The 14,316-nt window shown below is 48.3% G+C and carries 12 protein-coding genes and 8 tRNA genes; all 20 read left to right on the top strand.

Annotated features, from left to right (window positions below; genetic code table 11):
• The first annotated feature begins 67 nt into the window (after positions 1 to 67).
• The 20 genes from cysT (at position 68) to oadA (ending at position 14,313) form a co-directional block, all read left to right on the top strand.
• Entirely contained in the window at positions 68 to 919 is an 852-nt protein-coding gene (gene cysT, locus EPB59_RS10115) for a sulfate/thiosulfate ABC transporter permease CysT (RefSeq protein ID WP_000531808.1), read from the top strand.
• Positions 920 to 929: 10 nt separating this feature from the next.
• Positions 930 to 1,793 (top strand): sulfate ABC transporter permease subunit CysW, encoded by an 864-nt coding sequence (cysW, locus tag EPB59_RS10110; protein WP_000951359.1) that lies wholly within the window; start codon positions 930 to 932, stop codon positions 1,791 to 1,793.
• The gene (locus EPB59_RS10105) at positions 1,790 to 2,920 is read left to right on the top strand and encodes a sulfate/molybdate ABC transporter ATP-binding protein (protein ID WP_154172595.1); all 1,131 of its coding nucleotides are present in this window, start codon (positions 1,790 to 1,792) and stop codon (positions 2,918 to 2,920) included. The genes cysW and EPB59_RS10105 overlap by 4 nt, the downstream gene beginning before the upstream one ends.
• A 132-nt stretch (positions 2,921 to 3,052) precedes the next feature.
• Positions 3,053 to 3,904, top strand: a complete 852-nt coding sequence (locus EPB59_RS10100; protein WP_055051696.1) for a bile acid:sodium symporter family protein — start codon at positions 3,053 to 3,055, stop codon at positions 3,902 to 3,904.
• A 42-nt stretch (positions 3,905 to 3,946) separates the two neighbouring features.
• Positions 3,947 to 4,453: a nicotinamide-nucleotide amidase gene (pncC, locus tag EPB59_RS10095; RefSeq protein WP_154172593.1), complete on the top strand. Its 507-nt coding sequence runs from the start codon at positions 3,947 to 3,949 to the stop codon at positions 4,451 to 4,453.
• Positions 4,454 to 4,586: 133 nt separating this feature from the next.
• The gene (gene recA, locus EPB59_RS10090) at positions 4,587 to 5,651 is read left to right on the top strand and encodes a recombinase RecA (protein ID WP_000344156.1); all 1,065 of its coding nucleotides are present in this window, start codon (positions 4,587 to 4,589) and stop codon (positions 5,649 to 5,651) included.
• Positions 5,652 to 5,781: 130 nt separating this feature from the next.
• The gene (gene recX / locus EPB59_RS10085) at positions 5,782 to 6,240 is read left to right on the top strand and encodes a recombination regulator RecX (protein ID WP_154172591.1); all 459 of its coding nucleotides are present in this window, start codon (positions 5,782 to 5,784) and stop codon (positions 6,238 to 6,240) included.
• A gap of 172 nt (positions 6,241 to 6,412) precedes the next feature.
• Positions 6,413 to 8,995 (top strand): alanine--tRNA ligase, encoded by a 2,583-nt coding sequence (gene alaS / locus EPB59_RS10080; RefSeq protein WP_154172590.1) that lies wholly within the window; start codon positions 6,413 to 6,415, stop codon positions 8,993 to 8,995.
• A gap of 203 nt (positions 8,996 to 9,198) precedes the next feature.
• Positions 9,199 to 10,386: an aspartate kinase gene (locus tag EPB59_RS10075; RefSeq protein ID WP_154172588.1), complete on the top strand. Its 1,188-nt coding sequence runs from the start codon at positions 9,199 to 9,201 to the stop codon at positions 10,384 to 10,386.
• Between the two features lie 91 nt (positions 10,387 to 10,477).
• Positions 10,478 to 10,675, top strand: a complete 198-nt coding sequence (gene csrA / locus EPB59_RS10070; RefSeq protein WP_000906485.1) for a carbon storage regulator CsrA — start codon at positions 10,478 to 10,480, stop codon at positions 10,673 to 10,675.
• Positions 10,676 to 10,856: 181 nt separating this feature from the next.
• Positions 10,857 to 10,949 (top strand) — tRNA-Ser (locus EPB59_RS10065).
• Positions 10,950 to 10,982: 33 nt separating this feature from the next.
• A tRNA-Arg gene (locus EPB59_RS10060) sits at positions 10,983 to 11,059 on the top strand.
• A 22-nt stretch (positions 11,060 to 11,081) separates the two neighbouring features.
• A tRNA-Ser gene (locus EPB59_RS10055) sits at positions 11,082 to 11,174 on the top strand.
• Between the two features lie 66 nt (positions 11,175 to 11,240).
• Positions 11,241 to 11,317: transfer RNA gene (locus tag EPB59_RS10050), tRNA-Arg, on the top strand.
• 55 nt (positions 11,318 to 11,372) lie between these two features.
• A tRNA-Arg gene (locus EPB59_RS10045) sits at positions 11,373 to 11,449 on the top strand.
• Positions 11,450 to 11,519: 70 nt separating this feature from the next.
• A tRNA-Arg gene (locus tag EPB59_RS10040) sits at positions 11,520 to 11,596 on the top strand.
• A gap of 55 nt (positions 11,597 to 11,651) precedes the next feature.
• Positions 11,652 to 11,728 (top strand) — tRNA-Arg (locus EPB59_RS10035).
• A gap of 70 nt (positions 11,729 to 11,798) precedes the next feature.
• Positions 11,799 to 11,875, top strand: a tRNA-Arg gene (locus EPB59_RS10030).
• A gap of 367 nt (positions 11,876 to 12,242) precedes the next feature.
• Positions 12,243 to 12,503 (top strand): oxaloacetate decarboxylase subunit gamma, encoded by a 261-nt coding sequence (locus EPB59_RS10025; RefSeq protein ID WP_055051700.1) that lies wholly within the window; start codon positions 12,243 to 12,245, stop codon positions 12,501 to 12,503.
• Between the two features lie 25 nt (positions 12,504 to 12,528).
• Entirely contained in the window at positions 12,529 to 14,313 is a 1,785-nt protein-coding gene (gene oadA, locus EPB59_RS10020) for a sodium-extruding oxaloacetate decarboxylase subunit alpha (RefSeq protein ID WP_195706981.1), read from the top strand.
• The last annotated feature ends 3 nt before the right edge of the window (positions 14,314 to 14,316 follow it).

The following is a 14,316-nucleotide window of genomic DNA, read 5'->3' as shown; positions in this document are numbered from 1 at the left end:
ACATTTCTCTAGGTTGCCCAATGGATGGGCAACCATAATTCCACCCTGATGTATCGAAAGAGGTTTTATGGGTCAAACGCTTGCACACTCTCGCCCGCGCCAGCAACGGGTTTTACCCGGTTTTGCGTTGAGCCTCGGTGTCTCTTTGCTGTTTGTCAGCTTGATCCTGCTGCTACCTGCCACTGGACTTATTATGCAGACCAGCAACATGACCTTTAGCGAGTATTGGCAAGTGATTGCCGACCCTCGTGTGGTGGCAAGTTATAAGGTGACGGTTGGCTCGGCCTTGATTGCTTCACTGTTTAATGGCTTGTTTGGTTTGCTGCTTGCTTGGGTGTTGGTGCGTTACACTTTTCCCGGCAAACGTATTCTTGATGCGCTGGTCGATCTTCCTTTTGCGCTTCCCACCGCGGTGGCTGGGATTACCTTGGCAACGCTGTATTCGGCCAATGGCTGGATTGGTAGCGTACTTGCCGAGTTAGGCATCAAGGTCGCTTATACGCCACTCGGTATTATTGTGGCGATGGCTTTTACCAGTATTCCCTTTGTGGTGCGCACGGTTCAGCCAGTGTTAGAAGAAATATCCCGTGAGGAAGAAGAAGCGGGCATGACGTTAGGCGCATCCGATGCTGCTGTGTTTTGGAAAGTGATTCTCCCTTCACTCAAACCCGCTTTATTGGTCGGAACGGCGTTGTCTTTTACGCGCAGTTTAGGGGAGTTCGGAGCGGTGATCTTTATTGCCGGCAATATGCCTTACATCAGCGAAATTACCTCGCTAATGATCTTCGTGCGTCTGCAAGAGTTTGATTTCCCAGCGGCGAGTGCGATTGCCTCGGTTGTGCTGCTGACTTCACTTTTGTTACTGCTGATAATTAACCTCTGGCAAGGCGCTTATCTGCGTCGCATTCACGGACGATAGGAATCAGTTTATGGCACATTCTCAGCCTTTACGTGTCGGTGAAAAGCCGTGGGTGAAATGGAGTTTGATCGCATTGGCTCTGTTATTGGTGGCCGTACTGCTGCTGATCCCACTGCTGAGCATTTTCCAACAAGCGTTTGCTAACGGCATTGGCGCTTATTTTAGTTACTTTAATGACCCCGATACGCGCCACGCGATTGGGTTAACGCTAGTGGTGGCACTACTGACAGTGCCAATCAATCTGGTGTTTGGTGTGCTGCTCTCTTGGCTAGTGACCCGCTTTGAATTTGTTGGTCGCAAGTTTTTGATCACCTTGATTGATATTCCGTTCGCTGTTTCTCCGGTGGTGGCGGGGCTACTTTACCTGCTGCTCTATGGCACCAGTGGCTGGTTGGGCGAATGGTTGTATGAGCGCGATCTGCAAATCATGTTTGCTTGGCCGGGCATTGTACTGGTGACTGTGTTTGTGACCTGTCCGTTTGTGGCGCGTGAGCTAATTCCACTTATGCAGCAGCAAGGACGCTCGGATGAAGAAGCCGCGGTGATTTTGGGCGCATCATGGTGGCAACTGTTTCGCCGAGTCACTCTGCCTAACATTAAGTGGGCGTTGATTTATGGCGTGATCCTCACCAATGCTCGCGCGGTGGGGGAGTTTGGCGCGGTAGCCGTCGTTTCAGGAAATATTCGCGGTGAAACCAATACCTTGCCTTTGCATGTACAGCTTCTGTACGAGGATTATCAGTCGCAAGCAGCTTTTGCTAGCGCTTCGCTACTGGCGTTTATCGCCTTATTAACACTATTACTGAAAGCTTTGGTCGAGTGGCGTCAAGAACGCCTTCAGGCGGTCGAGCATAATGAGCAGGGAACCTTATGAGCATTCGTCTAGATAATATCTCTAAACATTTTGGCCAGTTTCAGGCGCTTGCCCCGCTTTCTCTCAAGATTGAAGATGGTGAAATGATTGGTTTGTTAGGGCCATCTGGTTCAGGAAAAACCACTTTGCTGCGTATTATTGCCGGTTTGGAAGGGGCGGATTCCGGTACAATTCATTTTCGAAATCGTGACGTAACGAATGTGCATGTGCGCGATCGTCGAGTCGGCTTTGTGTTCCAAAACTATGCGCTGTTTCGTCATATGACGGTGGCCGATAACGTAGCGTTTGGCTTGCAGGTGATGGAGCGTACTAAGCGCCCTCATCCGGCGGAAATTCAAAAGCGTGTGAAGCAACTGCTTGAAATCGTACAGCTTGGCCATTTGGCGCATCGTTATCCAGAGCAGCTTTCTGGTGGTCAAAAACAGCGTATTGCACTGGCTCGCGCACTGGCAACCCAACCTGAAGTGCTACTGTTGGATGAGCCGTTTGGCGCTTTGGATGCCAAAGTGCGTAAAGAGCTGCGCCGTTGGCTGCGTAGCCTGCATGACGAGTTAGGTTTTACCAGCGTGTTTGTGACCCACGATCAGGATGAAGCGTTGGAGCTTTCCGATCGCGTGGTGGTGATGAGTAATGGCCGCATTGAGCAGATCGACTCGCCGGTTGAGCTTTACGCTCAGCCCAATAGCCGCTTTGTGTTTGATTTCTTTGGGAACGTTAATCAGTTTGCGGGTGAGTGGCAAAATGGCCAGTGGGTCAATGGCTCTGCCTTTATTCAGCCACCAGAGAATGACGCGACGCGTCAAAGTGGTTTGCTGTATGTGCGCAGCCATGAGTTGGCGCTGTCGGATAAAGAGAACAGCCAAGCCTCATTGCCGTTTGTAGTGGTCTCCATTAACCCTGTTGGGGCAGAAGTGCGCGTTGAGCTAGCGCCTGTCGGTTGGCAAAGCCAAGAGTTGTGGGAAGCCAAACTTTCACATCGTTCTTTAAGCGAAAAACGCTTGAGTCGCGGCGATCAAGTCTTCGCCACACCGCAAGTGGGCTATTTCTTTGCCAGTGAAGGGCAAAGTAGCCCGAGCGTCCTACGCTGGCCATTCTTGGCTCCGGGTAGTTTGATGTTTGAAATCTGATTGAGAGGAGTGCCAAAAGGCACTCTTTGTTTTTATGAAGATTGCAATTCCCTCTTAATGCGGTAGTTTTGCTGATGTTTTTACCCAATAACATTCAAATGTTGTGAAAAAGCAAACCTGAAGGGGGACAGTATGGCGCAATTAATGTTAACAATTGGGCTTCCTATCGCGCTCGCTTGGATGATGTTTTGTGTCGGTATTACCTTATCAGTGGCAGACTTCAAGCGAGTGAGTGAATACCCAGGCAAAATTGCCCTTGGACTTACCGCGCAGTTAGTTGGGTTACCGCTTATCGCTTATCTGCTGATCCATACTTTCGCTTTGCCAGAAGTGGTGGCCGTTGGATTGTGGATTTTAGCCTTGGCTCCGGGTGGGGCGTCATCAAATGCGATTAGCCACTTAGCGGGAGGGGATGCGGCACTTTCGATCACGATGACGGCAGTGAGTAGCTTAATTATTCCTTTCAGTCTGCCGTTGCTATTACCTCTGGTGCTAACGGATGTCTCTACGGTTATTCCTTTAAAAACCGCCATCTTACAGCTGATGGTCGTGACTCTGTTGCCTGTCACTTTGGGCATGTTGTTACACCATTTCTGCAAAGGTGAGCGCTTTCACCAGTTCTCGGCATTCGCCGGAAAAACGGCGTTGTGGGCATTGTTCTTTACCGTTGCTGTGACTCTGGCGGCGAATACCGCCGTTTTTACACAGCTATTTTCCGTTGCCGCATTAATGGTACTGCTGCTTTGCCTCTTAGGCATGGGGCTTGGGGTGGTTTGCGCTAAGCTTCTGTCTGGTGATGCGAAACTAACCAAAACCTTTGCCATTGAAGTGGGGATACAAAACGCGGGCACGGCAATTTTTGTAGCGATTGTCCAACTTCAGCAGCCCGAATTGGCATTAACGCCTTTATTATATGGTGTGCTGATGAACCTTCCGGCGGTCATTTTAATTGCATGGAATAAACAAAAAACAGTGAAGGCCTAGGCGTGTTTTTGGGCTAATGCTAAACAGACGAGAAAACTGAGCATGAGAACACCATTATTAATGAGTCAACAGCTAGGACTCTTACTTGCCAAGCAGCAGCAGATCCTTACCACGGCGGAATCTTGCACCGGCGGTGGTGTGGCTTATTGGGTGACTGAAGTGGCCGGAAGCTCTGCATGGTTTGATCGCAGTTTTGTGACTTACAGTAATGAAGCCAAACAAGAAATGCTCGGTGTTCGGCAAGCAACATTACAACAATTTGGTGCAGTTTCTGAACAGACCGTTGAAGAGATGGCGCTTGGTGCGCTCTTGCATTCAAGGGCTACGCTAGCAGCTTCGATTAGCGGCATTGCTGGCCCCGGTGGCGGTAGCGTAGAAAAGCCAGTTGGCACCGTTTGCTTCGGCTTTGCCAGTGTTCAAGGTTGGCTCAAAGTGGAAACCTGCCATTTTGCAGGCGATCGCGAACAAGTGCGTCAGCAAGCCATAGCGCATGTGTTGCAAAGCTTGATTGAACATCTCGCAGCAGATCAGGTTCAAAACGTTAACTGAGCCAAACTTTTTTCTATACAGGGGTGGACACTGTACAAATCAACAGTATAATGAGTCCCAACATGACAAATCAGCGTCGACCCGATTTCGACACAATTACCTATCACCTGAGAGTGACTATCCGGAGAGAGTAATGGACGAGAATAAACAGAAGGCACTTGCGGCCGCCCTCGGTCAAATTGAAAAGCAATTTGGTAAAGGCTCCATCATGCGCTTAGGCGACAACCGCGCGATGGATGTAGAAACCATTTCGACCGGTTCTCTGTCTCTGGATATCGCGTTGGGTGCTGGTGGCTTACCAATGGGACGTATCGTTGAGATCTTCGGCCCTGAATCTTCGGGTAAAACGACACTGACTCTGGAACTGATTGCTGCTGCACAACGTGAAGGTAAAACCTGTGCGTTTATCGATGCCGAGCACGCACTGGATCCGGTTTATGCCAAAAAATTGGGCGTGAATATCGATGAGCTACTGGTTTCTCAGCCAGATACCGGCGAGCAAGCACTGGAAATTTGTGATGCACTGGCTCGCTCTGGTGCCGTGGATGTGATTGTTGTCGACTCAGTAGCGGCTTTGACACCAAAAGCGGAAATTGAAGGCGAAATGGGCGATAGCCACATGGGGCTACAAGCGCGTATGTTGTCGCAAGCGATGCGTAAACTGACGGGTAACCTCAAGCAGTCCAACTGTATGTGTATCTTTATCAACCAAATTCGTATGAAGATTGGTGTGATGTTTGGTAACCCAGAAACTACCACTGGCGGTAACGCACTGAAATTCTACGCTTCTGTTCGTCTGGATATTCGCCGTACTGGCGCAATTAAAGAAGGCGAAGAAGTGGTAGGCAACGAAACGCGCATCAAAGTAGTAAAGAACAAGATTGCGGCGCCGTTTAAAGAAGCCAACACTCAAATTATGTATGGACAAGGTTTCAACCGCGAAGGCGAGCTAATCGATCTTGGTGTGAAACACAAAATGGTTGAGAAGTCAGGCGCTTGGTACAGCTACAACGGCGATAAAATCGGCCAAGGTAAAGCGAATGCGTGCAAATATCTGAAAGAAAATCCAGAGATTGCTAAGACGCTAGACAAAAAACTGCGTGAAATGCTGCTTAACCCAGAAAATATGCAACTGACTGGTGAAACGGCTTCCGCTGCTGATGATGTAGAATTTGGTGCTGTGCCAGAAGAGTTTTAATCGACTGGCTGAACTCAGAGAGTTTCAGCGTCTAAATATCGATTTTATGAAGCCCTGCGATGCAGGGCTTCTTTTTGGCTGCAAATCGTGAGTGAATCCAAACTCACTTTTAGTCTAACAGGAGAGTTCCATGAGCCTCGACTTAGCTACTTGCCGACAAAGTGCCTTGCAGCTACTGAGTCGCCGCGATCATAGCGAATATGAGTTACACCAAAAATTAGCCCTCAAAGGTCATCCTGCTGAAGTGATTGATGAGGTTGTGAAGTACGTTTTAGAGCTAGGGTATTTGAGTGATGCCCGTTACGCAGCCAGTCAGGCTCGACAAATCGTTCATAAAGGTTACGGTGAGCAGCGTTTGCGCCAGCAACTCAAAGAAAAGCGGGTCGCGGAAGAGGTGATTGAGCAAGCCCTCGCCGAGCAAACGATAGATTGGTTTGAACTAGCGAAAGAGGTCGCACACAAGAAATTCAAAAGCGGCATCAGCCACGAGCGCTCGCAATACGCCAAACAAGTTCGGTACTTACAGTACCGTGGTTTCAACTTTGAGCAAATCCGTTATGCGCTTCAAGCCAGTGAGAGTGATGAGTAATCGCTTTCACCCTCTACATTCCGCTTATTAATCCCGCTCTGGATTTTATGCATCTTGGCTGAGCTGCCGCTCGACACACATTCAGTTTGCTGAAGAGAAGAAACTAGGCGAACTGTTATCCTTGCTTTACAATAGCGCAAAATTCTAACTTGAGTATTTCAGGAAGAGCTGCATGTTTATGAGCACGGATGAGGTGCGCCGCGCGTTCCTCTCATTCTTTGAAAGCAAAGGTCACCAAATTGTAGAAAGTTCTTCTCTGGTGCCTGCTAACGATCCGACCCTGTTGTTTACCAACGCAGGGATGAACCAATTTAAAGACTGTTTCTTGGGCTTGGAAAAGCGCGCCTACACTCGCGCGACGACTGCTCAACGTTGTGTCCGCGCGGGCGGCAAGCACAACGATCTAGAAAACGTCGGTTTCACCGCACGTCACCACACTTTCTTCGAAATGCTGGGTAACTTCAGTTTCGGTGACTATTTCAAAGAAGATGCGATCCAGTATGCATGGGAATTTCTGACTGACGTTCTGCAACTGCCGAAAGAGCGCTTGCTTGTGACGGTTTATGAAACCGATGATGAAGCCTTTGATATTTGGAATAAAAAAGTCGGCATTCCTGCTGATCGCATTATTCGTATCGGCGATAAAAAAGGTGGCAAGAAGTTCGATTCTGACAACTTCTGGCAGATGGGTGACACTGGTCCTTGCGGCCCATGTACCGAAATCTTCTATGACCACGGTGACCACATTTGGGGCGGACCTCCGGGTTCACCTGAAGAAGATGGTGATCGCTTCATCGAAATTTGGAACAACGTTTTCATGCAGTTCAACCGTCATGCGGATGGCACGATGGAGCCGCTACCTAAGCCGTCTGTGGATACGGGCATGGGTATCGAGCGTATCTCGGCGATCATGCAAGGCGTGCACTCCAACTACGAAATCGACGTATTCCAAATACTGATCAAAGCAGCCGCAGACGCAATTGGTTACCAAGATTTGACTAATCAATCGCTGCGTGTTGTGGCTGACCACATTCGTTCTTGCGCATTTTTGATCGTTGATGGTGTGATGCCTTCGAATGAAGGTCGTGGTTATGTGCTGCGCCGTATCATTCGTCGTGCAGTTCGTCATGGCAATAAGCTCGGTGCACAAGGTGCGTTCTTCCACAAGTTGGTGGGGCCATTGGCAGAAGTGATGGGTACCGCTGGCGCTGAGCTGAAAAAGCAGCAAGCTCTGGTTGAAAAAGTCCTTCGCATTGAAGAAGAAAACTTTGGTCGTACTCTTGATCGCGGTATGAGCATTCTGAATGATGCACTGGATCAACTGTCAGGCAAGGTGCTAGACGGAGAAACCGTATTTAAACTGTACGATACCTACGGCTTCCCTGCGGATTTAACTAATGATGTGGCGCGTGAGCGCGGTTTTAGCATTGATGAAGCCGGTTTTGAAAAAGCGATGGAAGAGCAGCGCCAGCGTGCTCGTGAGGCGGGCCAGTTTGGGACTGACTATAACTCGCTGATCAAATCGGCAACCAATACTGAATTCTGCGGTTACACGGCGAGTCGTGGCCAAAGTGTGGTACGCGAAATGTTCGTTGAGGGCGCAGAAGTATCTGCACTGTCAGCCGGTGATAAAGCCATCATCGTATTGGACAACACGCCATTCTACGCTGAGTCTGGTGGCCAATGTGGCGATACTGGCGTGCTGAAAACAGAAGCGGGAATCTTCCATGTGGAAGATACGCACAAGTTGGGTAACGCAATTGCGCATCACGGTGTTTTGGCACAAGGTGTGTTAGCCAAAGGCGATCAGGTGGATGCCATCGTCGATGAACAGCGCCGTGCGGCAATTTCACTGAACCACTCGGCGACTCACTTGCTGCATGCAGCACTCCGTAAAGTGCTAGGAGAACACGTGGCGCAGAAAGGCTCTCTAGTGCGTGCCGAAACACTGCGTTTTGACTTCTCACATCTGGAAGCGATGACCGCTGCAGAGATTAAAGAAGTAGAACGCTTAGTGAACCAAGAAATTCGTCGTAACCACAGTATCGAAACCAACATCATGAATATTGATGAAGCGAAAGCGAAAGGTGCGATGGCGCTGTTTGGTGAGAAATATGACGACCAAGTTCGTGTGCTCTCAATGGGCGATTTCTCAACTGAGCTGTGTGGTGGTATCCACGCGAGCAACACGGGTGATATTGGTCTGTTTAAGATCATCTCTGAAGGTGGTATTGCTGCGGGTATTCGTCGTATTGAAGCGGTGACTGGCGAAGGTGCGCTTGATTATATCGAAGCGCAGCAAGAGCAGCATGACGCAAAAATTGTTGAGATGGCCGCTAAAGCCAAATTGCTAGAGAAAGAAATTCAGCAACTGAAAGATAAACTGGCCGCTAAAGAGAGCGCAGGACTAATCAATCAAGTTAAGCAGATCGCGGGTGTGAATGTGTTGGTTGCAGGGTTGAATGGCGCTGACAACAAAGCACTGCGTGGCATGGTGGACGATCTGAAAAATCAACTAGGTAGCGGCATCATCATGCTAGGTAACGTGGCGGATGGCAAAGTGGGCTTGATCGCTGGCGTAACCAACGATTTAACCAGCAAAGTCAAAGCGGGTGAGCTGGTCAACATGGTCGCGCTACAAGTCGGTGGTAAAGGCGGTGGTCGCCCTGATATGGCTCAAGCTGGAGGGACGGATGCTCACGCTCTGCCATCGGCCTTAGAGTCAGTTGACGCTTGGATTGCCGAGCGTCTATAACAGTGATAAATAGTTTACGCTCAATCAATATTTGTTGATTGAGCGTAATTTTATCGAGCAAACCAAGTGGTTTAATTGGCGCAAGTAAAGACGAAGCCAATTAGCCGCTTGGTTTTATTTTAGTAACGATCAAATATTTTCCGACAAGTATGTCAGAGCATTTTGATCCCGATGAGACTTTGGTCTTGGGAAGGTGAATACTGGTGAAAAAGCCCCTTATCGTGCAAAAGTTCGGTGGAACTTCGGTGGGTTCAATTGAAAGCATGCAAACCGTAGCCGAACACATCATTAAGGCGAAAAATGATGGCAATCAAGTTGTAGTAGTTGTTTCTGCCATGGCAGGAGAAACCAATCGACTGGTGAGTTTAGCTCAGCAAGTCGATAGTGTGCCAAACGCTAGAGAACTTGATGTTTTGCTCTCTGCTGGTGAGCAGGTGTCAATGGCTTTAGTGGCAATGACACTGCACAAAATGGGCTATGCAGCCCGCTCACTAACCGGAGCTCAAGCGAAAATTGTGACGGATAATCAACACAATGACGCGACGATTAAACATATTGATACTCGAACGATTACTGAGCTGCTAGAACAAGATTTTATTGTGATAGTCGCGGGTTTTCAGGGCATTAATGAAAATGGGGATATCACCACTTTGGGTCGTGGTGGCTCAGATACCAGTGCGGTAGCATTGGCTGGGGCGCTTAACGCCGATGAGTGTCAAATCTTCACGGATGTCGATGGCGTATACACCTGTGATCCTAGAGTAGTGCCTACTGCACGTAAATTGGACGTAATTGATTTTCCCTCAATGGAAGAAATGGCGCGCAAAGGGGCTAAAGTCCTACATTTACCGTGTGTGCAGTATGCTTGGAAATATTCGGTACCGTTACGAGTGCTTTCTACTTTTGAAGTCAATCAAGGTAGCTTAATAAAAGGTAATACTGTCACTCATGCGGTGTGTGGTATTGCAATTCAGCGTGATATGACCTTGGTTACGGTAGAGAAAGAGGCTTTATCGAATATACTCAAACAATGCCAAATGCTCGGTGTCGAAGTCTTTACGACACTCGAAGAGCTTGAAAATAGTGCATTGGTGATTAAGCGTGATGCCTATGCCAAATTACAATTGGTTTGTGCAGATAAAATCCGAGGTTTAGAACCAGTCAGTCTGCTCACTAAAGTTGGACTTCAAGCGAGTGCGTTAGTGCCTCATGCGCGTAAGACCTTGTCTGAACATGGCATCGATGTGCGTTATGTCTCGGCCTCGGAACAATCATCTATGCTAATGTTAGATCCTACAAATGTGGATCGTGCTGCTAATCTGTTGCACGACACCTATGTGGCATCAGAAATCCCCCAAGAGTTTGCTATAAAACAAACCTTTTTAGGTTAAACGGGCACCTTTGAGAGTTTACGATGTCATAACTTTTGATGGATAATAGTGTAGTTGCAAGAAAATACAGAGATTACTCAAGGAGCTAAGAATGCTTATTTTGACTCGCCGTGTTGGCGAAACCCTGATGATCGGTGACGAAGTGACCGTGACAGTATTGGGCGTAAAAGGTAACCAGGTTCGTATTGGTGTTAATGCACCAAAAGAAGTGTCTGTGCACCGTGAAGAAATCTACATGCGAATTCAAGCTGAAAAAGGTAATGGTGGCGTTGCGTCTGGCAACTACTAATTATCGAAGAAAGGTCGGCCGCTAACGCCGACCTTTTTGTTTATCCCCGTGTTTTTATTTAGAAAGTGCAAATTCTCATCGCTTTGGTCAATTTGCCAACGGTTGAGTTGTTTTGCCGAGTTTTCTCCAAGAAAGTGTTTGACATATTTTTGGTAAATCGTAATATGTGCCTCCGCAAGACGGTGAGGTGGCCGAGAGGCTGAAGGCGCTCCCCTGCTAAGGGAGTATACGGTTTATAGCCGTATCGAGGGTTCGAATCCCTCCTTCACCGCCATTTCTTGCAATGCTTATTTCGATAAGCCACAGCGCGTCCGTAGCTCAGCTGGATAGAGTACCTGGCTACGAACCAGGCGGTCAGAGGTTCGAATCCTCTCGGACGCGCCATATTCTTCTAGAATATGAAAGTGGTGAGGTGGCCGAGAGGCTGAAGGCGCTCCCCTGCTAAGGGAGTATACGGTTTATAGCCGTATCGAGGGTTCGAATCCCTCCCTCACCGCCATTTATTGGCCTATGGTCAATTTTTTTGTTCTAGAAGAAAATATTTGTGATATAGTTCACAACCTGCGCGCTCGTAGCTCAGCTGGATAGAGTACCTGGCTACGAACCAGGCGGTCAGAGGTTCGAATCCTCTCGAGCGCGCCACTATTTAAAACTCCTGAAATTTCGGGAGTTGATTGTGAAAGCAATCAAAGCCTGCGCGTCCGTAGCTCAGCTGGATAGAGTACCTGGCTACGAACCAGGCGGTCAGAGGTTCGAATCCTCTCGGACGCGCCACTCTTATCTCGTAAGAGAGAAGGGTAATACCCTGATACTGAAATATCGGTATCGAATCATTAAATATTGCGCGCTCGTAGCTCAGCTGGATAGAGTACCTGGCTACGAACCAGGCGGTCAGAGGTTCGAATCCTCTCGAGCGCGCCACTATTTAAAACTCCTGAAATATCGGGAGTCGGTTGTGAAAGCAATCAAAGCCTGCGCGTCCGTAGCTCAGCTGGATAGAGTACCTGGCTACGAACCAGGCGGTCAGAGGTTCGAATCCTCTCGGACGCGCCACTCTTATCTCGTAAGAGAGAAGGGTAATACCCTGATACTGAAATATCGGTATTGAATCATTAAATATTGCGCGCTCGTAGCTCAGCTGGATAGAGTACCTGGCTACGAACCAGGCGGTCAGAGGTTCGAATCCTCTCGAGCGCGCCACCATTGAAAGCCCTGCATTAAAATGCAGGGCTTTTTTACATCTCTCGATCACTTCATTTACTCTTGATTTACAACTTATTGTTTTGTTGAGAGTATTTCCCGCTATATTAACTTCATCGCAGAATTTAGCCCTTTTTCGCTGTAACTTAAATGAAACGGGTGAAAAAACAGCCTCTTTTCTTTGTTCTTTTGAGAGATCTTGGTGCTGGATTTGATGAATTATTGTTCCAGTTTGTGTCCAAGCTAAAAGAGTGCTTGTAACCAAATTGACAATTATTGTTCAGTCGAGATAATCCAGTACTTCTGTAATGTGAATGAAAAATAAGCATTAGCAGAAAATGTCAGGATGACACGCAAAGGAAGCAACATGATACATATTGGAAGTCTACTTATGGATGCCGCCACTCTGATGGTCACCGGAATGGCTGTGGTGTTCCTATTTCTTACTGTTCTCGTTTATCTCGTTCAGCTCATGTCTCGTTTGATACCTCAAGAGGCTCCTGAAGCAGCTGTAACGCCCAAGAAAAGTCAAAAAGTTCAACCGATCACTGATTCTGTCAACCCACAAGTTGTAGCCGCTATTTCTGCTGCGGTGCATCAATACCGTGCAGCGGCAGTGAAACAGTAGTCTGGATTAAAAGGAGTTAATGAGCATGTCTAAACCACTAGCCATCACTGATGTAGTCCTTCGCGACGCCCATCAATCACTCTTTGCTACGCGTATGCGTATTGAAGATATGTTACCAATTGCGGCTGAGCTGGATAAAATCGGTTATTGGTCTTTGGAAACTTGGGGGGGCGCTACATTTGATGCCTGTATTCGTTTCTTGGGTGAAGATCCTTGGGAGCGCCTACGTGCTTTGAAAAAAGCGATGCCGAATACCCCGATGCAGATGTTACTGCGTGGGCAAAATTTGCTAGGTTACCGCCACTATGCTGATGATGTGGTTGAAAAATTTGTTGAACGAGCTCATGTCAACGGTATGGATGTGTTCCGTATTTTTGATGCGATGAACGATGTCCGCAATTTCCAAAAAGCGGTGAAAGCCACGATTGATGTCGGTGCGCATGCACAAGGTACACTCTCTTATACCACGAGTCCTGTGCACAATACGCAGACTTGGGTGGATTTAGCAAAGCGTCTTGAAGATCTCGGCTGCCACTCTTTATGTATCAAAGACATGTCGGGTCTGCTCAAACCTTATGAAGCCGAAGAGTTAATCACGCGTATTAAAGAATCTTGTGCGGTACCTTTGGCGCTGCATTGTCACGCGACAACGGGTTTATCTACGGCTACGGCAGTAAAAGCGGTGGAAGCGGGGATTGATATTCTTGATACTGCGATTTCCTCAATGAGCCAAACGTATGGGCATACACCGACGGAAACTGTGGTTGCGATGCTACAAGGCACGCCACGTGATACTCAACTGAAGCTGGAACAGCTTGAACCGATCGCGGCTTATTTCCGTGACGTGCGCAAGAAATACGCGAAGTTTGAAGGTCAGTTGAAAGGTGTTGATTCACGAATTCTGATTGCGCAAGTGCCGGGCGGTATGCTGACCAATATGGAAAGCCAGTTGAAAGAGCAAGGTGCAGCCCATCGGATTGATGAGGTATTGGAAGAAATCCCACGTGTGCGCCAAGACCTAGGTTTTATCCCATTAGTGACGCCAACCTCTCAGATTGTCGGTTCTCAAGCGGTGATTAACGTTTTAACGGGCGAAAGATACAAGAGCATTACCAAAGAAACTGCCGGTGTGCTGAAAGGGGAATACGGTGCAACACCTGCTAGCGTGAATGCTGAATTGCAAGCGCGAGTGTTAGATGGATCACAAGCGATTACTTGCCGTCCCGCCGATCTTTTGCAAGATGAACTTGAGCACCTGACCAAAGAGTTGCTTGAAAAAGCGCAGGCAGAAAAAATTACCTTAGCGGAAGAGTCCGTTGATGATGTACTGACTTATGCGCTGTTCCCACAAGTTGGGCTTAAGTTTCTGAAAAATCGCCACAATCCAGAGGCATTTGAGCCTGCACCAGGTAAAGAGCCAGTATCAGCGGAGGCTCCAGTTACTGCCAAACTTGCGGCGGGTATCGAAACTTATAGCGTGAAAGTCGACGGTGTGGTGTATGACGTTGAAGTTGGTCCGCAAGGTCAACTGACCTCGGTTGTACCTGCAGTGCAAAAAGCGGCGTTACAGCCAGTGACACCGACAAGTTCTCAATCCTCAGAAGCGGTTGCAGCACCACTTGCGGGAACTATTTTCAAAATTGAAGTGGAACAAGGCGCTGAAGTGGCTGAAGGCGATGTGCTGATAGTGCTAGAAGCGATGAAGATGGAGACCGAAATTCGTGCTGCGCGCAATGGGGTGGTTCATGAGCTGCATGTGAAAGAAGGCGACAGTGTTCGTGTTGGCGCCTCACTGCTGAGCTTGGCATAAGGG

This window comes from Vibrio metoecus (genome assembly GCF_009665255.1).
In the GTDB taxonomy this organism is placed as follows: domain Bacteria; phylum Pseudomonadota; class Gammaproteobacteria; order Enterobacterales; family Vibrionaceae; genus Vibrio; species Vibrio metoecus_B.
This window is presented reverse-complemented; position numbering and strand designations above follow the sequence as displayed.

Bases quoted from the DNA above. Each gene is read 5' to 3' on its own strand.
- cysT (WP_000531808.1), top strand. From the start codon at position 68: ATGGGTCAAACGCTTGCACACTCTCGCCCGCGCCAGCAACGGGTTTTA.
- cysW (WP_000951359.1), top strand. From the start codon at position 930: ATGGCACATTCTCAGCCTTTACGTGTCGGTGAAAAGCCGTGGGTGAAA.
- EPB59_RS10105 (WP_154172595.1), top strand. From the start codon at position 1,790: ATGAGCATTCGTCTAGATAATATCTCTAAACATTTTGGCCAGTTTCAG.
- EPB59_RS10100 (WP_055051696.1), top strand. From the start codon at position 3,053: ATGGCGCAATTAATGTTAACAATTGGGCTTCCTATCGCGCTCGCTTGG.
- pncC (WP_154172593.1), top strand. From the start codon at position 3,947: ATGAGAACACCATTATTAATGAGTCAACAGCTAGGACTCTTACTTGCC.
- recA (WP_000344156.1), top strand. From the start codon at position 4,587: ATGGACGAGAATAAACAGAAGGCACTTGCGGCCGCCCTCGGTCAAATT.
- recX (WP_154172591.1), top strand. From the start codon at position 5,782: ATGAGCCTCGACTTAGCTACTTGCCGACAAAGTGCCTTGCAGCTACTG.
- alaS (WP_154172590.1), top strand. From the start codon at position 6,413: ATGTTTATGAGCACGGATGAGGTGCGCCGCGCGTTCCTCTCATTCTTT.
- csrA (WP_000906485.1), top strand. From the start codon at position 10,478: ATGCTTATTTTGACTCGCCGTGTTGGCGAAACCCTGATGATCGGTGAC.
- EPB59_RS10025 (WP_055051700.1), top strand. From the start codon at position 12,243: ATGATACATATTGGAAGTCTACTTATGGATGCCGCCACTCTGATGGTC.
- oadA (WP_195706981.1), top strand. From the start codon at position 12,529: ATGTCTAAACCACTAGCCATCACTGATGTAGTCCTTCGCGACGCCCAT.